General features: G+C 66.3%; 22 protein-coding genes, 1 other RNA gene and 1 pseudogene. 7 read left to right on the top strand and 17 right to left on the bottom strand.

Annotated elements, in window-relative coordinates; all coding sequences use genetic code 11:
- The first annotated feature begins 113 nt into the window (after window positions 1-113).
- Together cysD and cysC are read left to right on the top strand one after the other, a co-directional pair.
- The gene (cysD, locus tag QGV54_RS18020; RefSeq protein ID WP_281019259.1) at window positions 114-908 is read left to right on the top strand and encodes a sulfate adenylyltransferase subunit CysD; all 795 of its coding nucleotides are present in this window, start codon (window positions 114-116) and stop codon (window positions 906-908) included.
- Between the two features lie 12 nt (window positions 909-920).
- Complete coding sequence (gene cysC, locus QGV54_RS18015; RefSeq protein ID WP_281019260.1) at window positions 921-2,783, top strand: adenylyl-sulfate kinase; 1,863 nt, start codon at window positions 921-923, stop codon at window positions 2,781-2,783.
- Between the two features lie 327 nt (window positions 2,784-3,110).
- Here the strand turns inward: cysC and QGV54_RS19850 are convergent, their stop codons facing one another.
- From QGV54_RS19850 to QGV54_RS17980, 8 genes and pseudogenes are all read right to left on the bottom strand, one after another.
- The gene (locus tag QGV54_RS19850; RefSeq protein WP_348638763.1) at window positions 3,111-3,233 is read right to left on the bottom strand and encodes a hypothetical protein; all 123 of its coding nucleotides are present in this window, start codon (window positions 3,231-3,233) and stop codon (window positions 3,111-3,113) included.
- Window positions 3,234-3,347, bottom strand: a pseudogene (locus QGV54_RS19845) (GIY-YIG nuclease family protein); the annotation flags it as partial. It abuts the gene before it with no gap.
- Between the two features lie 476 nt (window positions 3,348-3,823).
- Window positions 3,824-4,294, bottom strand: a complete 471-nt coding sequence (locus QGV54_RS18005; RefSeq protein WP_281019261.1) for a GNAT family N-acetyltransferase — start codon at window positions 4,292-4,294, stop codon at window positions 3,824-3,826.
- On the bottom strand, window positions 4,291-4,716 hold the full coding sequence (locus tag QGV54_RS18000; protein ID WP_281019262.1) for a GcrA family cell cycle regulator: 426 nt from the start codon (window positions 4,714-4,716) through the stop codon (window positions 4,291-4,293). The genes QGV54_RS18005 and QGV54_RS18000 overlap by 4 nt, the downstream gene beginning before the upstream one ends.
- Before the next feature lie 250 nt (window positions 4,717-4,966).
- A complete protein-coding gene (locus QGV54_RS17995) occupies window positions 4,967-6,763 on the bottom strand; it encodes an acyl-CoA dehydrogenase C-terminal domain-containing protein (RefSeq protein ID WP_281019263.1) in 1,797 nt (598 codons plus the stop codon).
- A gap of 134 nt (window positions 6,764-6,897) precedes the next feature.
- Complete coding sequence (locus tag QGV54_RS17990) at window positions 6,898-9,234, bottom strand: 3-hydroxyacyl-CoA dehydrogenase/enoyl-CoA hydratase family protein (protein ID WP_281019264.1); 2,337 nt, start codon at window positions 9,232-9,234, stop codon at window positions 6,898-6,900.
- A 1-nt stretch (window position 9,235) separates the two neighbouring features.
- On the bottom strand, window positions 9,236-10,372 hold the full coding sequence (locus QGV54_RS17985; protein ID WP_281019265.1) for a thiolase family protein: 1,137 nt from the start codon (window positions 10,370-10,372) through the stop codon (window positions 9,236-9,238).
- A gap of 148 nt (window positions 10,373-10,520) precedes the next feature.
- A complete protein-coding gene (locus QGV54_RS17980) occupies window positions 10,521-10,925 on the bottom strand; it encodes a MerR family DNA-binding transcriptional regulator (protein ID WP_281019266.1) in 405 nt (134 codons plus the stop codon).
- A 134-nt stretch (window positions 10,926-11,059) separates the two neighbouring features.
- Between QGV54_RS17980 and QGV54_RS17975 the strand changes: the two genes are divergently transcribed.
- Entirely contained in the window at window positions 11,060-11,434 is a 375-nt protein-coding gene (locus QGV54_RS17975) for a DUF962 domain-containing protein (RefSeq protein WP_281019267.1), read from the top strand.
- 242 nt (window positions 11,435-11,676) lie between these two features.
- Here QGV54_RS17975 and cobT read toward each other — a convergent pair whose 3' ends face one another.
- The 3 genes from cobT to QGV54_RS17960 all read right to left on the bottom strand — a co-directional run bounded on the left by cobT (window position 11,677) and on the right by QGV54_RS17960 (window position 15,307).
- Complete coding sequence (gene cobT, locus QGV54_RS17970) at window positions 11,677-13,461, bottom strand: cobaltochelatase subunit CobT (protein ID WP_348638794.1); 1,785 nt, start codon at window positions 13,459-13,461, stop codon at window positions 11,677-11,679.
- Between the two features lie 184 nt (window positions 13,462-13,645).
- A complete protein-coding gene (gene cobS / locus QGV54_RS17965; protein WP_281019269.1) occupies window positions 13,646-14,647 on the bottom strand; it encodes a cobaltochelatase subunit CobS in 1,002 nt (333 codons plus the stop codon).
- A 69-nt stretch (window positions 14,648-14,716) separates the two neighbouring features.
- Window positions 14,717-15,307, bottom strand: a complete 591-nt coding sequence (locus QGV54_RS17960) for a J domain-containing protein (RefSeq protein WP_281019270.1) — start codon at window positions 15,305-15,307, stop codon at window positions 14,717-14,719.
- Window positions 15,308-15,418: 111 nt separating this feature from the next.
- Here QGV54_RS17960 and QGV54_RS17955 point away from each other — a divergent pair, with 111 nt between their 5' ends.
- On the top strand, window positions 15,419-15,694 hold the full coding sequence (locus tag QGV54_RS17955; protein ID WP_281019271.1) for a BolA family protein: 276 nt from the start codon (window positions 15,419-15,421) through the stop codon (window positions 15,692-15,694).
- 24 nt (window positions 15,695-15,718) lie between these two features.
- Here the strand turns inward: QGV54_RS17955 and QGV54_RS17950 are convergent, their stop codons facing one another.
- Together QGV54_RS17950 and QGV54_RS17945 are read right to left on the bottom strand one after the other, a co-directional pair.
- On the bottom strand, window positions 15,719-16,300 hold the full coding sequence (locus QGV54_RS17950) for a nucleoside 2-deoxyribosyltransferase (protein WP_281020004.1): 582 nt from the start codon (window positions 16,298-16,300) through the stop codon (window positions 15,719-15,721).
- A 21-nt stretch (window positions 16,301-16,321) separates the two neighbouring features.
- The gene (locus QGV54_RS17945) at window positions 16,322-16,744 is read right to left on the bottom strand and encodes a DUF4399 domain-containing protein (RefSeq protein WP_281019273.1); all 423 of its coding nucleotides are present in this window, start codon (window positions 16,742-16,744) and stop codon (window positions 16,322-16,324) included.
- A 136-nt stretch (window positions 16,745-16,880) separates the two neighbouring features.
- On the opposite strand from QGV54_RS17945, the gene QGV54_RS17940 reads away from it, so the two are divergent.
- Entirely contained in the window at window positions 16,881-17,678 is a 798-nt protein-coding gene (locus QGV54_RS17940) for a phytanoyl-CoA dioxygenase family protein (protein ID WP_281019274.1), read from the top strand.
- A complete protein-coding gene (locus QGV54_RS17935; RefSeq protein WP_281019275.1) occupies window positions 17,675-18,829 on the top strand; it encodes an amidase in 1,155 nt (384 codons plus the stop codon). The genes QGV54_RS17940 and QGV54_RS17935 overlap by 4 nt, the downstream gene beginning before the upstream one ends.
- Before the next feature lie 38 nt (window positions 18,830-18,867).
- On the opposite strand, the gene QGV54_RS17930 is transcribed toward QGV54_RS17935, so the two are convergent.
- The 4 genes from QGV54_RS17930 to QGV54_RS17915 form a co-directional block, all read right to left on the bottom strand.
- Window positions 18,868-20,631, bottom strand: a complete 1,764-nt coding sequence (locus QGV54_RS17930) for a monovalent cation:proton antiporter-2 (CPA2) family protein (protein ID WP_281019276.1) — start codon at window positions 20,629-20,631, stop codon at window positions 18,868-18,870.
- A gap of 134 nt (window positions 20,632-20,765) precedes the next feature.
- Window positions 20,766-20,924, bottom strand: a non-coding RNA gene (gene ssrS, locus QGV54_RS17925) — 6S RNA.
- Between the two features lie 109 nt (window positions 20,925-21,033).
- Entirely contained in the window at window positions 21,034-21,381 is a 348-nt protein-coding gene (locus QGV54_RS17920; protein ID WP_281019277.1) for a cell division protein ZapA, read from the bottom strand.
- Between the two features lie 6 nt (window positions 21,382-21,387).
- Window positions 21,388-21,693, bottom strand: coding sequence for a hypothetical protein (locus QGV54_RS17915; RefSeq protein ID WP_281019278.1), 306 nt, complete (start codon window positions 21,691-21,693; stop codon window positions 21,388-21,390).
- A gap of 259 nt (window positions 21,694-21,952) precedes the next feature.
- Between QGV54_RS17915 and tkt the strand changes: the two genes are divergently transcribed.
- On the top strand, window positions 21,953-23,932 hold the full coding sequence (gene tkt, locus QGV54_RS17910) for a transketolase (protein WP_281019279.1): 1,980 nt from the start codon (window positions 21,953-21,955) through the stop codon (window positions 23,930-23,932).
- Window positions 23,933-23,939 lie beyond the last annotated feature (7 nt).

Genomic DNA, 23,939 nt, shown 5'->3' with positions numbered 1-23,939 from the left:
TGACTGTTGAGACGGTTGCGCTTATCCGTCCCTTGCCCCCCGGCTTATCCTCGCATAGTTGATGACCGGATGCGCCTGCGCGCCGCAGTAACAGATTGACACGGAAGTCTGCCATGGATCATCTCGACCGGCTGGAAAGCCAGAGCGTCTATATCTTCAGGGAGGCGTTCAACCGCCTCGGTCGTGTCGGCATGCTCTGGTCGCTGGGCAAGGATTCCAACGTCATGATCTGGCTGGCGCGCAAGGCCTTCCTGGGCCATGTGCCGTTCCCCGTGATGCATGTCGATACGGAGAAGAAGTTCCCGGAGATGTACGAGTTCCGGGACCGCTACATCAAGGAATGGAACCTGAACTTCCTCAGCGGCAAATGCCCGCCGATCGAGGAGATGGATCCCAGCCTGCCGCCCGCCGCACGCTCCGCCGCCCGCAAGACCGAGGGGCTGAAGAACTTCCTGGCCGCCAATCCCTTTGACGGCATCTTCGCCGGCATCCGCCGCGACGAGCAGGCGACCCGCGCCAAGGAACGGGTGTTCAGCCCGCGCGGGGCCACCGGTGCCTGGAACTTCCGCGATCAGCCACCCGAGTTCTGGGACCAGTTCAATACCGATTTTCCCCCCGGTACCCATGTGCGCATCCACCCGCTGCTGCACTGGACCGAGATGGACATCTGGCTCTACACGAAGCGGGAGAAGATTCCCGTCATCGACCTCTATTTCGCCAAGAACGGGAAGCGGTACCGCTCCCTGGGGGACAAGGACATCACCAACCCGGTGGACTCCAACGCCGAGACACTGGACGAGATCATCGAGGAGCTGCGGACCACCAGGGTCTCCGAACGGTCCGGCCGGGCCATGGATCACGAGGCCGAGGACGCGTTCGAGCGTCTGCGTGCCGACGGCTACATGTAAGGGGTCCGGACCATGAGCAACCATCGCGAATCCCTGAAGACCGTCTTCGTCGGCCATGTGGACCACGGCAAGTCCACCCTGGTCGGGCGCCTGTTCCATGACACCGACTCGCTGCCCGACGGCCGGGTGGAGGAAATCCGCAAGATGTGCGAGCGGCGCGGCATGCCGTTCGAATATGCCTTCCTGATGGACGCGCTGCAGGCGGAGCGGGACCAGGGCATCACCATCGACACCTCGCAGATCTGGTTCAAGACGGCCAAGCGCGACTACGTCATCATCGACGCGCCGGGCCACAAGGAATTCCTGAAGAACATGATCACCGGCGCGGCGGCGGCGGACGCCGCCATCCTGGTGATCGACGCCAACGAGGGCGTGCAGGAACAGTCCCGCCGCCACGGCTATCTGCTGCATCTGATGGGCATCGGCCAGGTCACGGTCTGCGTCAACAAGATGGACCTGGTGGACTATTCCCAGAGCCGCTTCGAGGCGATCGAGCAGGAATTCCGCGCCTATCTGACCAGCATCGGTGTGGCGCCCAACCACGTCATTCCGGTTTCGGGGCGTGAGGGCGACCTGATCACCGGCCCGTCGAAGCGCATGCCCTGGTACCTGGGGCCCAGCCTCACCGAGGCGCTGGACGGGTTCCGCGTGCCGCTGCCGGCCACGGACCAGCCACTGCGGTTTCCGGTGCAGGACGTCTACAAGTTCGATGAGCGCCGCATCATTGCCGGCCGGATCGAAAGCGGCACCATCCGGGTCGGCGACACGCTGCTGTTCTCGCCCATCAACAAGACCGCGAAGGTCCGCACCATCGAGGCCTGGAACGTCGATCAGCTGCCCATGAAGGCCTCTGCCGGACAGTCGGTGGGCATCACGCTGGACGAGCAGCTGTTCATCGAGCGTGGCCATATCGCCAGTCACGAGAACCAGCCGCCGGTCGAGACCGATGTCTTTCGCGCCCATGTCTTCTGGCTGGGCGACGACGCGCTGGTCACCGGCAAGACCTACAAGATGAAGCTGGCGAATGCGGAGGCGCGGGTGACCGTGCAGTCCATCGACCGGGTCATCGATACCGGCGACCTGAGCCATGTACAGTCCGATCGGGTGGAGCGGAACGCGGTGGCGGAGGTCACCATCCGCTCCCGCCAGATGCTGGCGCTGGATGAATTCCGCAACAACCAGAAGACCGGGCGTTTCGTGCTGGTGGATGGTTTCGACATTGCGGGCGGCGGCATCATCTCCATGGAAGGCTATGCCGACCAGCGCAGCCTGATCACCGTCCGCGCCACCAACGTGACCAAGGTCGAGGCCGCCATCGGGCCGGAGGAGCGTCACAAGCGCAATGGCCACAAGGGCGGCGTGCTCTGGTTCACCGGCCTGTCCGGCGCCGGCAAGTCGACCATTGCCGTGGCGACGGAGCGGCGGCTGTTCGACAAGGGCTACCAGGTCTTCGTGCTGGACGGCGACAACGTGCGCTTTGGCCTCAACGCCGACCTGGGCTTCAGCCCGGAGGACCGGGCGGAGAACATCCGCCGTGTGGGCGAGGTCGCGGCCCTGATGGCCAAGGCCGGTTTCATTGTCGTCACCGCCTTCATCTCCCCCTACCGCTCCGACCGTGACCGGGCGCGGGCGGCGGCGGGAGAGGATTTCCACGAGATCCACATCGACGCCGACGTGGCCACCTGCGAGAGCCGCGATCCGAAGGGCCTCTACAAGAAGGCGCGGGCGGGCGAGATCAAGGACTTCACCGGCATCTCGGCCCCCTATGAGGCGCCGGAGGCTGCGGAACTGACCGTCGATACCTCGGACCTGTCCGTCGAGGAAAGCGTCGCCCGCGTCTCCGCCTACGTTGACCGCACCTTCACCCAGACCTGAGGATCGCAGCTCGGGCAAGCCGGGTACGGCGGCAGTGGGGGGTGGCGGTGAGTTCCGGTAGCCCAACCCCCATCCCCACGCCGCTCGCGGACCTGATCCGCGAGCCCAGGTCCCCACACTGCGTCACCCGGCGCGTACCGATCCACCCTGGAGTGTCATCGTAGATGTCGGCGCGGCACGCTGGGTACCCGGGTCAAGCCCGGGTACGACGTTTTTTGGGGTCCGGGCGGTGAGCAGCAATTCCTTCCCTCCCACCACGTTGCTCGCGGACTCGATCCGCGAGCCCAGGTCTCGGCACTGCGTTGATCCATCTGTCACCAACCGTCCTCAATCGAACGGGATCTCCCCTGCGAGATCGCGCCAGTCGGGGTTCCGCGCCTCGATCAGTTGAAGTTTCCAGTCCCGTTTCCAGTGCTTCAGCGTCCGTTCGCGCTGTCGGGCGATGACCACGCTCTCGTGGGTTTCGAACCAGACCAGCCGGTGGATCTGGTAGCGGTCGGTGAACTGTGACCATCCCGTCCGATGCTCACCGAGACGCCGCCGCAGGTCACGGCTGACACCAATGTAGAGAGTGCCATTGCGCCTGCTGGCGAGGATATAGACGTAGTAGCGGGAGATGGCCGGTGACCGGGCTGTTGACGATCAGGAGCTCACGGTGCGGCACGCTGGGTACCCGGGTCAAGCCCGGGCACGGCGTCGGTGGGGTGGGAGCGATGAGCACAAACCGTTTCACCCCTTCCACCGCGTTGCTCGCGGACTTGATCCGCGAGCCCAGGTCTCGGCACTGCGTCACCCGGCTCGCACCGACGCGCAACTGAAGGTCATCGCCGATGCCGGTGCGGCACGCTGGGTACCCGGGTCAAGCCCGGGTACGACGTCGGTGGGGTGGGAGCGATGAGCACCAAACGCTTCACCTCTCTCCCACGTAGCTCGCGGACTTGATCCGCGAGCCCAGGTCTCGGCACGGCATCCCCGGGATCGCCACGATGCGCGACCGAAGGTCATCGCCGATGCCGGTGCGGCACGCTGGGTACCCGGGGTCAGGTGTCCAGTGACAGTTTCATGCCGAAGTGGCTGTTGGTGAAGCCAAGCTTCTCGTAGAAGCGGACGGCGTCTTCGCGGCTCTGGTGGGTGCTGAGCTGGACGAGGCCGCAGCCGCGTTCGCGGCAGACGCCGACCGCCCAGGTGATCATCTGCTGACCCAGGCCGCTGCCGCGCATGCTGCTGTGGATGCGGACGCTCTCGATCTGGCCGCGCCAGGTGCCGATGAAGGACAGGCCGGGGATGAAACTGAGCTGCAGGCAGCCGACAACCTGGCCCTCCAGATCGGCCACGACCTGCATCTGGTTCGGATCGCGGTCGATGGCATCGAAGGCCCGGATGTAGCGTTCGTCGAGGGGCAGGGAGGCGTCTTCCCGCGCGGCACCGAGCTGGTCATCGGCCAGCAGGCCGACGATGGCGGCAACGTCAGCGGCAGTCGCGGGCCGGAAGCTGGGAACGGGCCCGCTCACGCAACCTTCTGGCGATAGGCGATGGAGCAGTGATAGTCGCAGTACGGCTTGCCGGTCAGCGTCTCGTGATCGCAGAAGTGGAAGTCGCTCTCCCCCGGATGTCCGACGGGGAACTGGCAACGGCGATGCTGCGGCAGGGCGCCCGGCGGCGGCGGCGCGACGGCGGGTGCCTGGGGAATGACTTCCTCCGGCTCCGGCTTCGGGGCCGGGCGGGTGAAACGGGGGCGCTGCTGCTGCGCTGCGGGCCGGGCCTTGGCGACACGGGGACGGCCGGGCTTCGACAGGCCAAGCCGGTTCGCCTTGCCGATCACGGCGTTGCGCGTGACATTGCCAAGCTGTTCCGCGATCTGGGCAGCGGTCATGCCCGTACCCCAGAGCTCCTTGAGTCGTGAAACCCGCTCTTCCGTCCAGCCTGCCGACATGATCCGTCTCCCGCGCTATATCTGGTTAATACCAGCTCAGGGCTAACAAGATACGGGATCAGGGAATCCAGACCAAGCAGGAATGGCCTGATTCGTCCAATATATTGTGGATAACCGGTCTGACAGCCACCAGCCGGGGCGCAAAGCGACTGATTCCTGTGGATATTCCCGAAACGAAACCGCCCGCCGGACCGGGTCCGGGCGGGCGGCTGACAGGTTTGGCGGTCGTGACCGCGCGGTCAGTTCAGGCTCAGAAGGCGTCCTCCGACAGGGCCATCAGGGTGGCCCCGCCGGACATGGCCTTGGCGGCATGGGCATGCATGTCAGGCAGCATGCGTTCCATGAAGAAACGCGCCGTGGCCAGCTTGGTCTCGTAGAAGGCACTCTCGCCCTCACCGGCGGCCAGCTTCGCCTGTGCCTTTTCTGCGATCTGCGCCCACATGAAACCGATGGCGACCAGCGCCACGCAGCGCAGGTAATCGGTAGAGGCGGCACCCGCCTCGTCCGGGTTGGCCATCATCTTCGGGCCGATGTCGGCGGTCACGGACTGCAGCCGGGCAAAGGCCTTGGCCAGCGGCATGACGAAATCCTTCATCTCCGGCTTCGTCATGTTGGCCTGAATGAAGGCATCCACCGGGTGGTAGAACCGGCGCATCAGCCGGCCCATGCCGTCGGGCAGTTTCCGTCCCACCAGGTCCAGCGCCTGGATGCCGTTCGCGCCCTCGTAGATCATGGTGATGCGGGCGTCGCGGACGTACTGCTCCATGCCCCACTCGTGGATGAACCCATGGCCGCCATAGACCTGCATGGCATCGACGGTGCATTCGAAGCCCATGTCAGTCAGATAGGCCTTCACGACCGGGGTGATGAAGGCGGCGAAGTCGTCGGCCTGCTGCCGCTCGTCCGGGTCCGGGTGCTTGGAGGCGAAGTCGATCATCAGGCCGGTCCAGAGCGCCAGCGCCCGCGCGCCCTCCACGAAGGCCTTCTGCTTCATCAGCATGCGGCGCACGTCCGGGTGCACGATGATCGGGTCGGCGGGCCTGTCCTTGGCCTTCACACCGGTCAGGGAGCGGCCCTGCACGCGGTCCTTGGCGTAGGTCACGGCGTTCTGGTAGGCGGCGGAGGCCTGGCTGAGACCCTGGATGCCGACGCCCAGGCGGGCGGCGTTCATCATGGTGAACATGGCCCGCATGCCCTTGTGCGGCGCGCCCAGCAGCCAGCCCTTCGCCCCGTCATAGTTCATGACGCAGGTGGAATTGCCGTGGATGCCCATCTTGTGCTCGATGGCACCGCACTGCAGGCTGTTGCGCTCCCCCGGTTCGCCGTTCTCGTCCAGGATGAACTTCGGCACCACGAACAGGCTGACACCCTTGATGCCCTCCGGCCCGCCGGGGATCTTGGCCAGCACCAGATGGATGATGTTCTCGGACATGTCGTGCTCACCGGCGGAGATGAAGATCTTCTGCCCGGTGACCAGATAGCTGCCGTCGTCCTGCGGCTCGGCCTTCGTGCGCATGAGGCCCAGGTCGGTACCGCAATGCGGCTCCGTCAGGTTCATGGTACCGGTCCATTCGCCGGTGACCATCTTCGGCAGGTACGCCTGCTTCTGCGCATCGTCACCCCAGTGGTGGATCGCCTCATAGGCGCCATGGGTCAGGCCCGGATACATGGCGAAGGCCATGTTGGCCGACGATGCCATCTCCGAGACCGCGAAACCCAGCACATGCGGCAGGCCCTGCCCGCCATATTCGGGGTCTGCGGTCAGACCGCCCCAGCCGCCCTCGATATAGGACTGGTAGGCTTCCTTGAAACCGGTCGGTGTGGTGACGCTGCCGTCATCATGGCGGGTGCAGCCTTCGGTGTCGCCGACGGCGTTCAGCGGCGCCAGCTCGTTCTCGAAGAACTTCGCGCCCTCCTCCAGGATCGCGTCCACCAGATCGGGGGTCGCATCGGCAAAGCCGGGCAGGTTGGAATAGCGCTGCAGGTCGATGAACTCGTGCAGCAGGAACTTGAAGTCCTGTACAGGGGCCTGATAGGTCGCGGGCATTCGCGTTTCTCCTGTGGGTTTTTCGTGGCCTGTCCCGTCCCTCTCCCCCTACCGGCCACCCCTTTCAGGATACTTGCGTGGGTGGCCGGTAGGGGGAGAGGGACGGAGCAGCCCTCAGACAATCCAGTGCAGCGTCAGTTACGCAGCGGGCGGCCCTTGGTCAGCATGTGTTCGATCCGCTGCAGCGTCTTTTCCTGTCGGATCAGATGCATGAAGCCTTCGAGTTCCAGCGCCAGCAGCTGCTTCTCCGTCACCACTTCCGTGATGTCGGTGTCGCCGCCGGAAAGCACGCGTCCCACCTGGGCCGCCACTTCCACGTCATAGGCCGTGGCCTTGCCCTGCAGGGCGAAGCCTTCCACTGCCATCCGGAACGCGGTGGCCGCGGTCGGACCCGGCAGGTTGACCTCGATCGGTTCCGGCCTGGCGTAGCCTTCCACCATCGACAGCGCCTTCTTCTTGGCATCGGCCAGCACCCGGCGGCGGTTCATGGAGATGCCGTCGCCTTCGCGCAGGATCTGCATGTCGCGCGCTTCCTGCGCACTGGTCGCCACCTTGGCCGTCGAAATCGCCTCGAACGCCGCCGACAGGGCCGGCATCGGGCCCTGCGGGCGCCGCTTGTTGGCCAGGTTGCGGATCGTCAGTTCCTTGCAGCCACCCCAGCCGGGCAGCAGGCCGACACCGACCTCCACCAGACCCATGTAGCTTTCGGCGTGGGCCTGGATGGCGTTGGAATGCAGGCAGACCTCGCAGCCGCCGCCCAGCGCCATGCCGGCGGGTGCCGCGACGACGGGGAACGGGCTGTTCTTCAGGCCCTGCATGGCCTTCTGGCCGGTCGCGACGCCATTCTCGATCACCGGCCACATGGCGGCATTGGCCCCGAACAGGGCCACGCCGACATTGGCACCGACGGAGAAATTGTCCGCGTCGGAGCCGATGATCAGCGCCTTGAAGCCCAGCTTGTCGATCTTCGACGCGGCCACGATCATGGCAATGGAATTCTCGTCCAGACTGTTCATCTTGGAATGGAATTCCAGGCAGGCGACACCGTCACCCACGTCCCACAGCGAGGCGGAGGCATTGGACCTGATCGGCTGCTTGCCGCGCTTCTTGTCGGCCAGGGTCCAGGCGTCCTCCGACACCGCGATCTCGGCATAGTCGCCCGCAGTGGTCAGGATATAGGCCTTCTCGCCCTCTTCCTTGTAGAAGGTCTTGCCCCGCGCCGTTTCCAGCAGGGCCGGGACCGGGCGGCCTTCCGCCGCCAGCCTGTCGGCCAGCCAGTCGGCACCCAGCATGTCGATCATCTCGAACGGGCCCCACTTCCAGGCGTAACCCGTCTTCATGGCCAGATCGACACCGCGGATATCGTCGGAGATCTCAGGCACCAGGTCAGCGGAATAGCTCAGCACGTGGCTCAGCACGGTCCAGGCGTACTGGCCGCCCTTGTCCTCATGCGTCACCAAGGCGCGCAGCCCCTTCTTCGCGGCGCGGGCACTGGCCAGCGTGGAACGCTGCTCGGCACGATATTGGCCGGTCTTCAGGTCGATGGCCTGCTTGACCGTCTTGCCGTCGATCTTGGTGCGGCGATAGAAGCCGCCCTTGCCCTTCCGGCCGGTGTAGCCGTCGGCGATCATCTTCTGCGTCAGCTTCGTCAGCGGGTGATCGGGATCGACGAAATCGCGCAGCGGATCGTCCGCCGGGACAAGGTCGATCATCGAGGCAATGACGTGCGGGCCGAGGTCGATACCGGTCAGGTCGCCGAGGCCGAAGATGCCGGTCTTCGGCACACCCGTGGGCTTGCCGACGATGGAATCCGCTTCCTCGACCGTCAGGCCCAGGTCATAGGCGGACCGGGTGGCGACGGTGGACCAGAAGATGCCGATGCGGTTGCCGATGAAGCCCGGCGTGTCCTTGCAGTCGACCACTTCCTTGCCCAGCTTCACGTCACCGAACTGCTTCAGCGCCTGGAAGGCATCGTCGCGGGTCTTCTGCCCCTTCACCACTTCCAGCAGCCGCATGTAGCGCGGCGGATTGAAGAAATGCGTGATGGCGAAATCGCCCGCGAAATCCTCCCCCAGCCCTTCCGTCAGCACGTTCAGCGGAATGGTGGAGGTATTGGAGGTGACGATGGAGCCGGGCTTGCGGACCTCGTTCAGGCGCTTGTAGAGGTCGCGCTTGATCTGCGGGTTCTCGATGATCGCCTCGCAGATCCAGTCGCAATCGGACAGCGCGCCCAGATCGTCTTCCAGGTTCCCGGTCTCGATCAGCTTCGCATTGCGCTTGTGCATGAACGGGGCGGGGTTGGTCTTCAGCATCTTGGCGACCGCGCCCTTTGCGATGGTGGAGCGGTCGTTCGCGCCTTTCGGCACGATGTCGAGCAGCACCACCGGGACACCGGCATTGGCGATGTGGGCGGCAATGCCGGCCCCCATCACGCCTGCGCCGATGACCGCTACCTTCCTGATCTCGGCCATATCAGCAGGCCTCCAGGACCGTGGCGATGCCCTGACCGCCACCGATGCACTGGGTGGCCAGCGCCAGACCCTTGCCCTCACGCTTCAGCAGCGCCGCGGCCTTGCCGGTGATCCGGGCGCCGGTGGCCCCCAGCGGATGACCCAGCGCCAGCGCGCCGCCGTCGATGTTGGTATTGTCGAAGCTGATGCCGGTTTCCTTCATCACCGACAGGGCCTGGGCCGCAAAGGCCTCGTTCAGCTCGATGATGTCCAGGTCGGCGACCGTGATTCCGGCCCGCGCCAGTGCCTTCTCCGTGGCCGGGACCGGGCCGATGCCCATGATCTCCGGCGCGCAGCCTGCAACGGCGGTGGAGCGGATGCGGGCCAGCTTCTCCAGCCCGTGCGCATCGGCATATTCCTCGGAGCAGACCAGCACCGCGGAGGCACCGTCGGTCAGCGGGGAGGAGGTACCGGCCGTCACCGAACCGTTCTGGTCGAAGGCCGGCTTCAGGCCGGAAAGGTCCGCGGCGGTGGTGCCGGGGCGGATGCAGCCGTCTTCCTCGACGCGGATGTTGCCGTCGACGATGGCGACGATCTCGTCGGCCAGCTTGCCCTCGGCCTGCGCCTTCGCGGCACGGGCATGGCTCTCCACGGCGACCGCTTCCTGGTCGGCGCGGGGGATGTCGTACTTCTTCGCCAGGTTCTCGGCGGTGACACCCATGCCGACATAGGCCTCCGGATAGCGCTGGTACAGCGCCGGATGCGGGGCGGGGTTGAAGCCGGCCATCGGCACGCGGCTCATGCTCTCGATACCGGCACAGATGAAGGCCTGGCCCGCACCCATGGAAATCGCACCGGCCGCCATGTGGATGGAGGTCATGGAGGACCCGCAGAAACGGTTCACCGTGGTACCGGCGATGGTCAGCGGCAGGTCGGCCAGGAAGGCGATCAGGCGGGCGACATTCAGGCCCTGCTCGCCCTCGGGAAAGGCGCAGCCGACGATCAGGTCTTCCAGATCCGCCGTCTCGACGCCGGTCTTCTCGACCAGGGCCCGGACCACCTGGGCGGTGATCTCGTCGGGGCGAACCTTCGCCAGCGCGCCCTTGTGGGCAAAGGTGAAGGGTGAGCGCTGGTATCCAGCGATTACCACGTTGGTCATGTCGGGGGTGCTCCCTCGCAGGTGTAGCGTGCTTGTTTGTGGACCGTTCCTCCCCTCTCCCCCTCCAGGCCGCCCGTTTCAGGATACTTGCGTGCGTGGCCGGGAGGGGGAGAGGGGAGGAACGGTCGGTCAGACAGTCAGACTCGGATCAGTCGGCGGCTTCGGCGGCGAGGCCCTGTGCGTCCAGCCAGCCTTCCACCTGGCGCATCTGCGCCTTCAGTTCCTCGATGGTCTCATCCAGTTCGACGCGCTGCTGCAGCAGGCTCGCCATGCGGTCCTCCGAGGCGTCGAGCAGCATGCGGGCCTGGGCAACCTGGCCGTCGCGCAGTTCGTAGAGCTCCAGCCAGTCGCGGATCTCCGCCAGGCTGAAGCCGAGACGCTTGCCGCGCAGGATCAGCGCCAGACGCCCCTTGTCGCGGCGGTCATAGATGCGCTGGGTACCCTTGCGCAGCGGGCTCAACAGGCCCTTGTCCTCGTAGAAACGCAGCGTGCGCGGGGTGATGTCGTACTCCAGCGACAGGTCACGGATCGAGTAGGTTTTCGTTTCGCTCATGATGTTGTATTCTCTGGCCGTCCGATGGATGACGCAGGTGCTGCGCCGGTTACCAGCGTAGTTAGGTTACGTTGACGTAAACGTCAAGTGGCGGGCCGTCTCTTTTCCCGCAATAGCGATAGCGGAAGCCGTGCATGTCCAGCCAGCCCACGAATTTCCGTCAGTTCTGGCCCTATTACCTGCGCGAGCATTCCCGCATCCTGACCCGGCGCATCCACTATTTCGGCACCGGCCTTGCGATCATCGGCATCATCATGGCCGTGGCCAACTGGGATGCCTGGTACCTGCTGGGTGCCGCCGTCTGCGGCTACGCCCCGGCCTGGTTCGCGCATTTCTTCGTGGAGAAGAACCGCCCCGCCACCTTCCGCTATCCCTTCTGGTCCCTGATCAGCGACTTCCGCATGTTCTTCATGTGGCTCGCCGACCGCCTGCAACCCGAACTGAAACGCGCCGGATGCCTGGCCGAGATCGACCTGGAAGAACCGGACACCCACGCCAGGGCGGGGTGAGAGCGGCGGCAGGAGCACACCTGTCCACTTGCTGAAATCGCTGCGGCACGCTGGGTACCCGGGTCAAGCCCGGGCACAGCGTCAGTGGGGTGGGGAGCGATGAGCAGCAATGCTTCCCCCTCCCACCACGCCGCTCGCGGACCTGATCCGCGAGCCCAGCTCTCGGCATTGCGTCAAACCGGATGCTGTCGAACTGGGCCTGTCGGATGGAGTCTCCCTGCCGGGATCCGCGCGACCCGTCCTCAGTGCCGCTTCGCGCCCGGATCGTCGTCGAAGAGTTCGGCGAGCTTGTCCATCATGACACCGCCGAGCTGTTCCGCGTCGACGATGGTGACGGCGCGGCGATAGTAGCGGGTGACGTCATGGCCGATGCCGATGGCGATCAGCTCCACGGGGCTGCGGGTCTCGATATGCTCGATGACTTCGCGCAGGTGGCGGTCCAGGTAGTTGCCGGTGTTCACCGACAGGGTCGAATCATCCACCGGTGCCCCGTCGGAGATGACCATCAGAATACGGCGTTGCTCGGGGCGGCCGATCACGCGGTCGTGGGCCCAGAGCAGGGCCTCGCCGTCGATGTTCTCCTTCAGCAGCCCTTCGCGCAGCATCAGGCCGAGGTTCTTGCGCGCCCGGCGCCAGGGCATGTCCGCCGGCTTGTAGACGATGTGGCGCAGGTCGTTCAGACGGCCGGGATTGAGCGGCTTGCCGGCCGCCAGCCAGCGTTCGCGCGACTGCCCGCCCTTCCAGGCGCGGGTCGTGAAGCCCAGGATCTCCACCTTCACCGCACAACGCTCCAGCGTGCGGGCCAGGATGTCGCCGCACATGGCCGCGACGGTGATGGGCCGACCGCGCATGGAGCCTGAATTGTCCACCAGCAGGGTGACGACCGTGTCGCGGAAATCGGTGTCGCGCTCCATCTTGTAGGACAGCGGCAGCGACGGATTGGCGACGACGCGGGCCAGCCGGGCGGTATCCAGATAGCCGTCTTCCAGGTCGAAGTCCCAGGACCGGTTCTGCTTCGCCATCAGGCGGCGCTGCAGCCGGTTGGCCAGCTTGCTGACGACGGACTGCATGTGATGCAGCTGCTGGTCGAGCTGTCCGCGCAGACGGGTCAGCTCCTCGTTGTCGCAGAGATCGCCGGCCTCCACGACCTCGTCGAAGTCGGTGGTGAAGGGGCGATAGGCCGGGCGCGGCGGCTCGTTGGAGAAGTCGTCCGGATAGAGCGGGCGGCGGCCCTTGCCGGCCTCGTCACCCTCCCCTTCCATCTCGTCCTCGCCGGAGGACTGGACCTGCTCGCCCTGCTGGTCGGCGGCATCCTCCCCGTCACCGGCTTCGGCCGATTGCGGTTCGGCGGCATCCTGGCTGCCGTCCTGGCCCTCTTCCTCGCCCTGCTGCTGCTGCTCGCTGCTCTCCTCGGACTCCTCGTCCTCATCCTCGTCGCCGTCGGTCTGCTCGTCTTCCATGTAGCCGAGGTCGCGGATGAGCTGCCGTGCGGCCCTGGCAAAGGCGGCCTGGTCGTCAAGGTTGGACAGCAGGCTGTCCAGATCGCCGCCCGCCTTCTCCACCAGGTCGTCGCGCCAGAGGTTCAGCAGGTTGCGCCCGTCCTCCGGCAGTTCCCGGTCGGACAGGGCCTCCCGCATCAGCATGCCCACTGCCTCCGACAGCGGGGCCTCCGACTGGTCGCGCAGGCGGCCATAGCCACGCACGCGGCAGCGTTCCTCCAGCGCCGCATGCAGATTGTCGGAAACACCCTGCATCCGGCGGGAGCCGATGGCCTCCACCCGCGCCTGCTCGATGGATTCGAAGATCGCCCGGGCGGTGCCGCCCTGGGGCATGTTGCGCAGGTGGACGCCGCGATCGTGATGCTTCAGCCGCAGCGCGAAGGCGTCGGAGGTGCCGCGTACCTGTGCCAGCTCCGCCTTGTCCATGGCACGTCCGGGCACCGGCAGGCGCGCGCGCTTGCCACGCAGGGTCGGAGTCTCGGGGCCATAGCTGACCTCCAGATCCTTCTCCCCCGACATGGCCCGCATCGCTGCCGCAACGGCGCGCTTGAACGGTTCTGTCGGTCCCTCCGCACCCTTGCTCACGTCGGCGGTATCCTCTTGTTGTGGACCGCTCCACCCCTCTCCCCCTCCCGGTCACCCACGCAAGTATCCTGAAATGGGTAGCCGGGAGGGGGAGAGGGGTGGAGCGGTCAGACGACCAATCGTGCCCCTAGTTCACCGTCACGCTGGCGGCGGACTCGGGCAGATCCATGCCCAGGCTGCGCTGGAAATACTCGGCAACGATGCTGCGTTCGGTCTCGTCACACTTGTTCAGGAAGGTGACGCGGAACGCGAAGCCGACATCGCCGAAGATCTCCGTGTTCTCCGCCCAGGTGATCACGGTACGCGGCGACATGACGGTGGAGATATCGCCGGAGACGAAACCGGCGCGGGTCAGGTCGGCGACATTGACCATGGCGCTGAGCAGCTTCTTGCCTTCCGGCGTGTCATAGGACGGGGCCTTGGCCAGCACGATCCCGGCCTCCGCATCATGGTCCAGATAGTTCAGCGTGGTGACGATGTTCCAGCGGTCCATCTGGCCCTGGTTGATCTGCTGCGTGCCGTGATAGAGGCCCGTCGTGTCACCCAGACCGATGGTGTTGGTGGTGGAGAACAGACGGAAGCACGCATGCGGATGCAGCACGCGGTTCTGGTCCAGCAGGGTCAGCTTGCCGTCATGCTCCAGCACGCGCTGGATCACGAACATCACGTCCGGGCGACCGGCGTCATATTCGTCGAACACCATGGCGACCGGGTTCTGCAGCGCCCAGGGCAGGATGCCGTCCTTGAATTCCGTCACCTGCTGGCCGTCGCGCAGGACGATGGCGTCCTTGCCGACCAGGTCGATACGGCTGATGTGGCTGTCCAGGTTGACGCGCACGCAGGGCCAGTTCAGCCGCGCGGCGATCTGTTCGACATGGGTCGACTTGCCGGTGCCGTGGAAGCCCTGGATCATGACGCGGCGGTTGTGCTTGAACCCGGCAAGGATGGCCAGCGTGGTCTCCTTGTCGAACAGGTACGCCGGATCGGTCGGCGGCACGCGGTCCGTCGATTCCGAAAAGGCGGGCACTTCCATGTCGCTGTCGATCCCGAAGACCTTGCGCACCGAAAGCATCATGTCCGGTGCGCCGGACGGCAGGCTCGGCAGATCGTCATAATCCGAGTGAGACATTCGTTTCCCCTGAATGGTGTAAGGGACCGCTGACCGCATCCGGGGAACACGCCCCGACCGCGAGGGTCGTCAGGAAAGACCGGCGTTGAGCACGCTGAAGGCCTGGTTGATGTTCTTCAGCCGGTCCTCGGCGCGGCGATCGCCGCCATTGGCATCCGGATGAAACCTTTTGACCAGTTGCTTATAGTGTCTCTTGAGCGCGTGCAAGTCATCGGTCGGGTCTATGTCCAGTGTTCGGAACGCATCCCTCTGCTCGGGCGTGTACTGACGCCTCTGGCGGCGTTTCTCGGCTTCCTTCGCGGCCTGCCGTTCCGCCCGCTCATCGGCGAAACCGAAGGGGTCGGTGAAGCTGGCATTGGCCCGCATGGTGGCGGTGCGATGGCCCATCGGCCAGGTCTGGCGGTGGCCATAGGCGGCGGAGTGCTGGAACGAGGCCGCTTCCTCCGCCGGCATGTCGGCGAAATAATTGTAGGCCTTGTTGTACTCCCGCACATGCTCCAGGCAGAACAGGTGATAGCCGTCGGCCCCGTCGCGGGATTTCGGCGCACGGAACTCCCCCAGCTCCAGACAGCCTGCCTTCTCGCAGGGCCTGGCGTTGGCTTCCTCGAAATGGATGCGGCCCCCGTAGCGGGTCCGGCGTTTCTGCTGCGTCCTTGCCATGCGCGGGATTATGGTGAGGCGGACTGGCACGGGCAAGCTTGACAGGCGCGACAATAGAGTCTCACGGTCGGGCCGCTGAAAGGCCCATCAACCAACCCTGCGGGAACCAGAATGACCTATGCCGAACGCATCCAGCAACGCCTGACGGAGGCCCTGTCACCGGAAACGCTGGAGATCGAGGACCAGTCCCACCTGCACAAGGGCCATGTCGGTGCCCGGCCGGAGGGGGAGACCCATTTCCACGTCCGTATCGTCTCGGCGGCCTTCGCCGGTCAGAGCCGCGTCAATCGCCAGCGGAACGTCTACAAGCTGCTGAGGGCGGAGATGGATGAACGTGTCCATGCCCTGGCCCTCGAAACCCTGACGCCGGAGGAAGCGGCAGGCTGAGGGCGCTGCCCCTTCGCTGACGTCTCACGGATCATCGCGGAACCGCTGCTGTTCCTGAAACAGCCGTACCGCCGCCTTCACGGCGCGGCGGAATGCGGCCATCGGGGCGTCATCGGGGGACTGCACGAAGACCTTGCCGCCGTTCTGCTCCGCCCCCGCCACCAGCATCAGGTTCACCGGCCAGCCGAAATCCTCCACCCACCAGCCATCCGCATCGACCGCGCGGCCCTGTGCATCCGTTGCCCCGGCAAGGGCGCTGCGTGCGGTCAGCGGGCGCGGGTCGCCGACATGGCCGAAGACCGGCTTGCCCGCGGCGATCATCCAGCCCAGCTCGAACGCCGTGCCGTCGTCGGCATTGGGTCCGCGAAAGGGCGACAGGTTGGCGACACAGCCGTCGGCACCGTGCATCAGCGCGATATTCGCCCGGTAGATGTGATGCGCCATTCGGGCCGGATCCAGGTCGGGCGGCGGCGGGTCATTGTCCAGCGGGAACAGGCCGACGGCCCCCAGCCCGGCACAGATCTCCCGCATCCGTGCACCGCACGCCAGCGCGTCCGGCGCGAACACATCCGGCCCGGCGAGATAGAGGCGGGGACCAGCACTCATGACTGCAGGCGGGCCGCGCGCCTATTCAACGGTGATCGTGACGACTTCGGAGGCCACGGGCGGCACATGCGGCACGTGATTGTGGTCGCCGAGCAGCATCTGCAGGGTGTGCCGGCCCTTCGGCAGCTCCAGGGTCACCTCCGTCTGGCCGCCACCGAAGTGGCGCAGGCCGTCCTCCGCGGGCAGGGAGAACTCCAGGTCCTCCCCCGTCGGCAGCGGGCGGTCGATCAGCAGGTGATGGTGACCGGTATTGGCCTTGTCGATGCCGGCGGGTGCGACACCCATGCCGGAGAGGCCGAACCGCACGGTGACCGGAGAGGTGACGGTGGCACCATCGGCAGGGCTGATGATGTAGGCCCGTGCGCCGTCCGGCGCAGGAGACTGGGCCAGGGCGGTGCCGCCCAGAAGGAACAGGGACGCGGCGAACAGGGATAGGATACGCATCGGAAACCCTCCGTTCAGGTGAAGCTGGGCGGACAGGATAGGCTGCGACGGCATTTATGTCTCCGCCGGATCGGGTCTATAGTGACCGCCGACAGAACGCAGCAAGCGTCCGGCGGACGCCAGGGGAGGACAGGCCATGAAACTGACAGCGGAACAGCTGCAACAGTTCGACGAACTGGGATACGTGATGCTGCAGGATGTCTTCGACCCTGCGGAGGTCGGCGTCCTGCAGGAGGAACTGCCGCGCATCTACGCCATGGACCGGCCGGAGGTCTGGCGGGAAAGCACGGGCGTGGTGCGGACCGCCTTCGCCGCCCACCGCTACAGCGAACCATTCCGCTGCATCGGCGCGCATCCGCGCCTGATCGGCCCGGTGCAGCAGCTGCTGGACGGGGACGTCTACATCCACCAGTACAAGATCAACGCCAAGGCCGCCTTCGACGGCGATGTCTGGCAGTGGCATCAGGACTATGGCACCTGGGCGCGCGACGACCAGATGCCGGAACCCCGGGCCATGAACATCGCCCTGTTCATCGACGACGTGACGGAATTCAACGGCCCGCTCTGGGTCATTCCGGGCAGTCACAAGCAGGGCGTGCTGGAGGCCGGGCACGATCTGGCCACCACCTCCTACCCGCTCTGGACCCTGGACAAGGCCAGCGTCGCCGAGCTGGCGAACCGGCACGGCATGTTCTCCGCCAAGGGCAAGGCCGGGTCGGTGCTGATGTTCCACTCCAACCTGGTGCACGCCAGTTCGCCCAACATCGGGCCGTGGGGGCGGACCATCGTCTATCTGTCGCTCTGCCACGTGGACAACCACATCCGCCAGTTCAAGCGGGAGGAATGGATCGCCCACCGCGACTTCACCCCCATCGAACCGCTGGATGACGACTGCCTGCGCGACCTGGCCCGGGCACGGGCGGCCGCAGAGTGAGTGCCGCGCCGGTCGAAGGGTTCATCGAGCGGCTGGACCGTGCGCCGACAGGTTCCGGTCCGCTGGACGACCTCGGCTTCGGGCTGAAGGATCTCTATGACGTGGCCGGACGCGTCGCCGGCTGCGGCAACCCGGACTGGCAACGCACCCATCCTGCGGCGGAATCCGACTGTTCGGTGCTGGCCCGCCTGCTGGACGCCGGTGCGCGGCTGACCGGCATCACCCACACCGACGAGCTGGCCTACAGCCTGAACGGGGAGAACGCGCACTACGGCACGCCGGTCAATCCGGCGGCACCGGGCCGGATTCCCGGCGGCTCCTCCTCCGGCTCCGCCAGTGTCACGGCGGCGGGTCTGGTGGATTTCGCCATCGGTTCCGACACCGGCGGCTCCGTCCGCATTCCGGCGACCTACTGTGGTCTCTACGGCATCCGCACGACCTTCGGGGCCATTCCGCTGGACCGCTGCATGCCGCTGGCCCCCAGCTTCGACACCTGCGGCTGGTTCGCGCGGGATGCGGAGACCTTCGCGAAGGTCGGCACGGTGCTGCTCGACCGGCCTGTGACACCATCGCGGCCAAAGCGGCTGGTGACCGATCCGGCGCTGTTCGCCCTGTGCGACCCGGCCACCGCCGGAACCCTGAACCGGGCGGTGGATGCCCTGGGCATGCCGGTTGAAAGCGTCGACATCGGCTTCGATGCGGAACGCTTCAAGGAGGCCTTCCGCATCCTGCAGGCGCGGGAGATCTGGGAGGTGCATGGCGACTGGGTGACAGAGGTGCAGCCCGTTTTCGGCCCCGGTGTCGTGGACCGGTTCCGCATGGCGGCGGCAATCACGGATGCGGAGGTGGCGGAGATGCAGCCGGTACGAAACGCGCTGCGCCAGCGTCTGACGGATCTGCTGGCCGACGGCACCGTGCTGGTCATGCCCACCGCGCCCGGTCCCGCGCCGGTGATGAACTGGGACCCGGCACTGCTCGACGCCTTCCGCTACCGCATCATCGCGCTGACCTGTCTGGCCGGTCACGCCGGTCTGCCACAGGTCAGCATGCCTGCGGGCCTGTCGGATGGCGCGCCGGTCGGTCTGTCACTGATGGGCGGTGCAGGCACTGACGCCGCGCTGGTCGGCGCCGCCCGGGCCTTCGCGGCCTGAGGGGTCGTCGAAGCAGGGTCGATAGAGGATCGACCGCCTCAGGCAGGATTCTGGTGGCTCGCCTTGTCGAGGCGTTCCTGCAGGTCGGCCTGTGCAAGCTGGCGGCGGGCCTCGACGGCCTGGCGGGCGGCGGTCTGGGGCATGCCGATGTCGATCAGCAGACCTTCCGCCAGATGCAGCCCGGCCTCCAGCGCCTCCGGCACCACGCGATCCGCGCCGCGGGTGGTCAGGCGCGTGGCGTGGGCATTGTCACGGGCGCGGGCATGGATGACCAGGTCCGGCCAGTTGTGTGAGGCAACCTCGACGATCCGTTCGGCATCCGTCTGCCGGTCCAGGGTCACGACCAGCGCCAGGGCCCTGCCCGCCCCCAGCCGTTTCAGCATCTCCGGATGGCTGGCATCGCCGAAGACCACGCCCCGGCCTTCCCGGCGATAGCGGGCGACGCGGGCGGCATCGATATCGATGCTGATGTGGTCGATCTCCTGCGAGGACAGGGTACCGGCGACCGAGCGCCCGACCCGGCCGTAGCCGACGACGATGACATGATCCGTCAGATCATCGGTGGATTCCATGCCCGTCACGCCGCGCTTGGCCGAGCGGTCCTCCAGCTCCAGTGCCAGCCGCATTCCCAGATTGGCCAGCAGGGGTGTGACCATCATGCTCAGGCTGGCGACGATCAGCATGAACTGCGCCGTCTCCTCGGGCATCAGGCCGACGTCCAGCGCCATGGCCACGACCAGGAAGGCGAATTCACCGCCCTGGAACAGCAGGATGCCGGTCTCCACCGCCACCGGCAGCGGCTGGCCGAAGGCGCGGGCGAGCACCAGGATGATCGGGGCCTTGATGATCACCAGCCCCAGGACGGAGGCGAGCAGCCATTCGGGCCGGTTGGCCAGGCTGGCGATGTCGATGCTCATGCCGACGGAGACGAAGAACAGGCCCAGCAACAGGCCCTTGAAGGGTTCGATATCCACCTCGATCTGATGCCTGTAGTCGGTCTCCGCCATCAGCAGCCCGGCCAGGAAGGCCCCGAGGGCCATGGAAAGCCCGGCCATTTCCGTTGCCACCGCGATGCCGATGATCAGCAGCAGCACCAGTGCCAGGAACATCTCCGGCCCGGCTTCCCGCCCCAGCACCCGGAACACGGGCCGGATGACGAACCGCCCGACGACCAGAATGACAACGACCGCAACCAGCGCCTGCCCCATGGCGAGCGCGAAGGCCAGCACGGGGGAACCGTCACCCTGCGCCGCCAGCGCCACCACCAGGAACAGGATCGGCAGCACGGCCAGGTCCTGAAACAGCAGGATCGCGAAGCCGGTACGACCGGTGGGGGACGCCATGCGCCCGCCCTCCGACAGCAACTGCATCACCACGGCGGTGGAGGAGAGCGCGAAGGCGGCACCCAGCACGATGGAGGTGGCCGGGCTGTTGCCGAACCAGGACGCGATCAGGCCGATCACCGTGCCGGTGACCAGCACCTGCGCGCCACCCAGTCCGAAGACCAGCCGCCGCATCGCCCGCAGCCGCTCCAGCGAGAGCTCCAGCCCGATCATGAACAGCAGGAAGACCACGCCCAGTTCCGCGATGGAGCGCACGGATTCCGGATCACCGATGGAGACATGGTGCAGCCAGGGCGCGGATTCGGAGAAACGGGCCAGCCCGAACGGCCCGACGATGATGCCGACGATCAGGAAGCCGAGGACGGGGCTGACGCGCAGCCGCTGCAGGATCGGCACGACCACACCGGCGGCCGCCAGGAACACCAGCACCTCACGAAGAAGGTCAGAACCTTCATGCATGGCCTTCCCTCGCCCCCGCACGCATTTGCCGACAGATCAACAGGATAGCCGATTTCCGACGCGGGTTGCCATCTGTTCGCGCGATGCGGGGGGGAGGCATTCGCCAGGCGTGACTCTTTGGGGGGGCTGGCTCGGGCGGGACCATTCAGGCCGGTGGCTTGAAAGCGCCTCTTGGACCTGGGTTACCAGGTGGGTGCCGTGTCATCGGAACCAGGGTTCCAGCGAGGGACAGCTCCCGAGAGAGCGATATTGGCCCAGGGGCTATGCGTGCCTGTCGTACCCTACAGAACCCGCCCGAGCGACGTATATAGCGATGCGCGGCCCATAAGGAAATGATGTGTCGGACATGGCTGTCCACGCGCGCCTGTCAGGGGGCAGGTCTGCGGGGGCTGGCGAGGCGTCTCAGTCGGACTCCAGCCGGTCGGCATAGGCTTCCAGCCGCTCCGCGATGCTGGCCAGACGGGCGCGGTCCACCGGCGGTGCGGCGGCCGGTGCGGTCCCGGCAGTCTCCGCCGCCGCCTGCTCGCGGGCCCGGTCGACATCATCCAGGGCATTGGCCAGGTCGTCGGCAATCATCAGCGCGGTCATCAGCAGCAGCCGGTTGTAGGACGGCTGTGCACCGCTGGCGGTCAGTTCGGCGGCGCGTGAATCCAGATATTCGGCAAGCTCGGTGACCCGCGCTTCCTCCCCCGGGCCGCAGCCGATGGTGTGGTTCTGTCCGCCGACGGAAACCGTGACTGTTGTCGCCATGACCGGTCAGCCTTTCAGGACGGTGTCGAGATTGCCGATGGCACGATCCACCCGCGCGGTGACGTCACTGATGGTCGCGCGGCGGGAGGCTTCCCGACCTTCCAGCATCTCCAGCCGCTGTTTCAGGTCGGCGTTCTCCGCCTGCAAGCCCATGGAATCACTGCCATTTGCATCAGCCTCTGCGGCTGTTCGCCGCAAGGCTTCGGCGTCCGTCAACCGGTCGAGCCGGTCCAGCGCCGCCTCGATCCGGGCGAGCAGTTTTCCGTCCTCGTCATCTTCAGAAACCGGAGTCAAAAGCTGGTTGCCTGTCATGCAGTTAGATCACGTCGTTGACGGGTAACTATAGAAACAGCGCGGGCGAAGCGTCAACAACACCGAAGGGGCCAAATTCGGTGCCCGCCCTCACCCCCTGCCCGATTTGCCGGTGAACCCGTGGGCAGTGTGGCGAATATTTGCGCCCGCGACAGGAAAGCAGTACACCACGCCGCGACACGGTCGGGCTTCGGTCCGGCGGTGTCCTAACGTCAGCCCGCCCGACGCATCCGGCATCCAGAATATCCAGAGGCCCGTCATGAAAGTTGATCACAGCGCCATGGCCAATGCCATCCGCGCCCTGTCGATGGATGCTGTCCAGCAGGCAAACTCGGGTCATCCCGGCATGCCGATGGGCATGGCCGATGTGGCGACCGTGCTGTTCTCGAAGTTCCTGCACTTCGATCCCCGCCGCCCCGACTGGGCCAACCGCGACCGCTTCGTGCTGAGCGCGGGCCACGGGTCTATGCTGCTCTATTCGCTGCTGCATCTGACGGGCTATCCCGACATGACGATGGACGAGCTGCGGAATTTCCGCCAGCTGGGCGCGAAGACGGCCGGCCATCCGGAGTTCGGCCACGCCAGCGGGATCGAGACCACCACCGGGCCGCTGGGTCAGGGCATTGCCAATGCCGTCGGTTTCGCGCTTGCGGAGCGCATCCTGTCCGCCCGCTTCGGGCAGAAGGTCATCGACCATTACACCTATTGCATCGCCGGTGACGGCTGCCTGATGGAAGGCATCAGCCACGAGGCGGCGAGCCTGGCCGGGCACCTGAAGCTGGGCAAGCTGGTGGTGCTGTTCGACGACAATCACATCTCCATCGACGGGCCGACCGACCTGTCCGTGTCCGACGACCAGCTCGCGCGCTTCGCCGCCTCCGGCTGGCATGTTCTGGACTGCGACGGTCATGACCCGAAGGCGATTGAGGAGGCCATCGGGGCCGCGCGCAATGACCCGCGCCCGTCGCTGGTCGCCTGCCGCACCACCATCGGCTACGGCTCCCCCAACAAGGAAGGCACTGCGGCCACCCATGGCGCACCGCTGGGCGCCGACGAGATCGCGGCCACCCGCACGCGCCTGGGCTGGAACGCCGAGCCCTTCGTGATTCCGGATGCGGTGCTGGACGCCTGGCGTCTGGTCGGTGCCCGTGGCGGTGCCCGTTCCGCCGCCTGGGAAGAGACCGTGGCCGGCATGGATCGCGACCGTCGCGACGAACTGATGCGCGTGCTGGCGGGCAAGCTGCCGGAAGGCTGGGACAAGGCCCTGATCACGCATCTGGAGCATCTGGTGGCGGAGAAGCCGAAGGTTGCCACGCGCAAGGCCTCCCAGGACGCGATCGCCGCGATCCAGCCGCACCTGCCGGAGATGGTCGGCGGTTCCGCCGACCTGACCGGGTCGAACCTGACCCGCACCGGCGGCATGACCCCGGTGGAGGCATCGGACTTCGGCGGATCCTATGTCTTCTATGGCGTGCGCGAGCATGGCATGGCCGCGATCATGAACGGCATGGCGCTGCATGGCGGCATCCTGCCCTTCGGCGGCACCTTCATGGTCTTCACCGACTATTGCCGCCCGTCGATCCGCCTGTCCGCCCTGATGGGGCAGCAGGTGATCTATGTCATGACCCATGATTCGATCGGTCTCGGCGAAGACGGCCCGACGCATCAGCCGGTGGAGCATCTGGCCTCGCTGCGCGCCATGCCCGGCCTGCGGGTCTTCCGCCCCGCCGACGCGGTGGAGACCTCGGAGGCCTGGAAGCTGGCGGTGGAGCATCGCGACGGTCCGTCCCTGCTGGCGCTGTCGCGTCAGGGCACGCCGACGCTGCGCACCCGGGTGAACGAGAATCTGACCGCGCGCGGCGGCTACATCATGGAAGAGGCCACCGGCGGGGCCGCGCAGGTGACCATCATCGGCACCGGCACCGAGGTGCAGACCGCGCTGGACGCCCGCAAGCTGCTGCAGGCCGAGTCCATTCCGACCCGCGTCGTGTCCATGCCCTGCACGGAGCTGTTCGACGCCCAGGGCCGCGACTATCGCGACGAGATCCTGGGCACCGACACGCTGAAGGTCGCGGTCGAGGCCGCCGCAGCCTGGGGCTGGGAGCGTTATGTCGGCACGGATGGCGTCATCATCGCCATGGACAGCTTCGGTGCCTCCGCCCCGGCACCTGAACTCTACGAACATTTCGGTATCACGGCAGCCCACGTTGCGGCCGCCGTAAAGGACAGCCTTTCCTGAGGGAGAC

The organism is Minwuia sp. IMCC3060 (assembly GCF_029909435.1).
Taxonomy (GTDB): Bacteria; Pseudomonadota; Alphaproteobacteria; order Minwuiales; family Minwuiaceae; genus Minwuia.
Note: the sequence above shows the minus strand (reverse complement) of the source record. Positions and strands in the feature narration are given on the sequence as shown.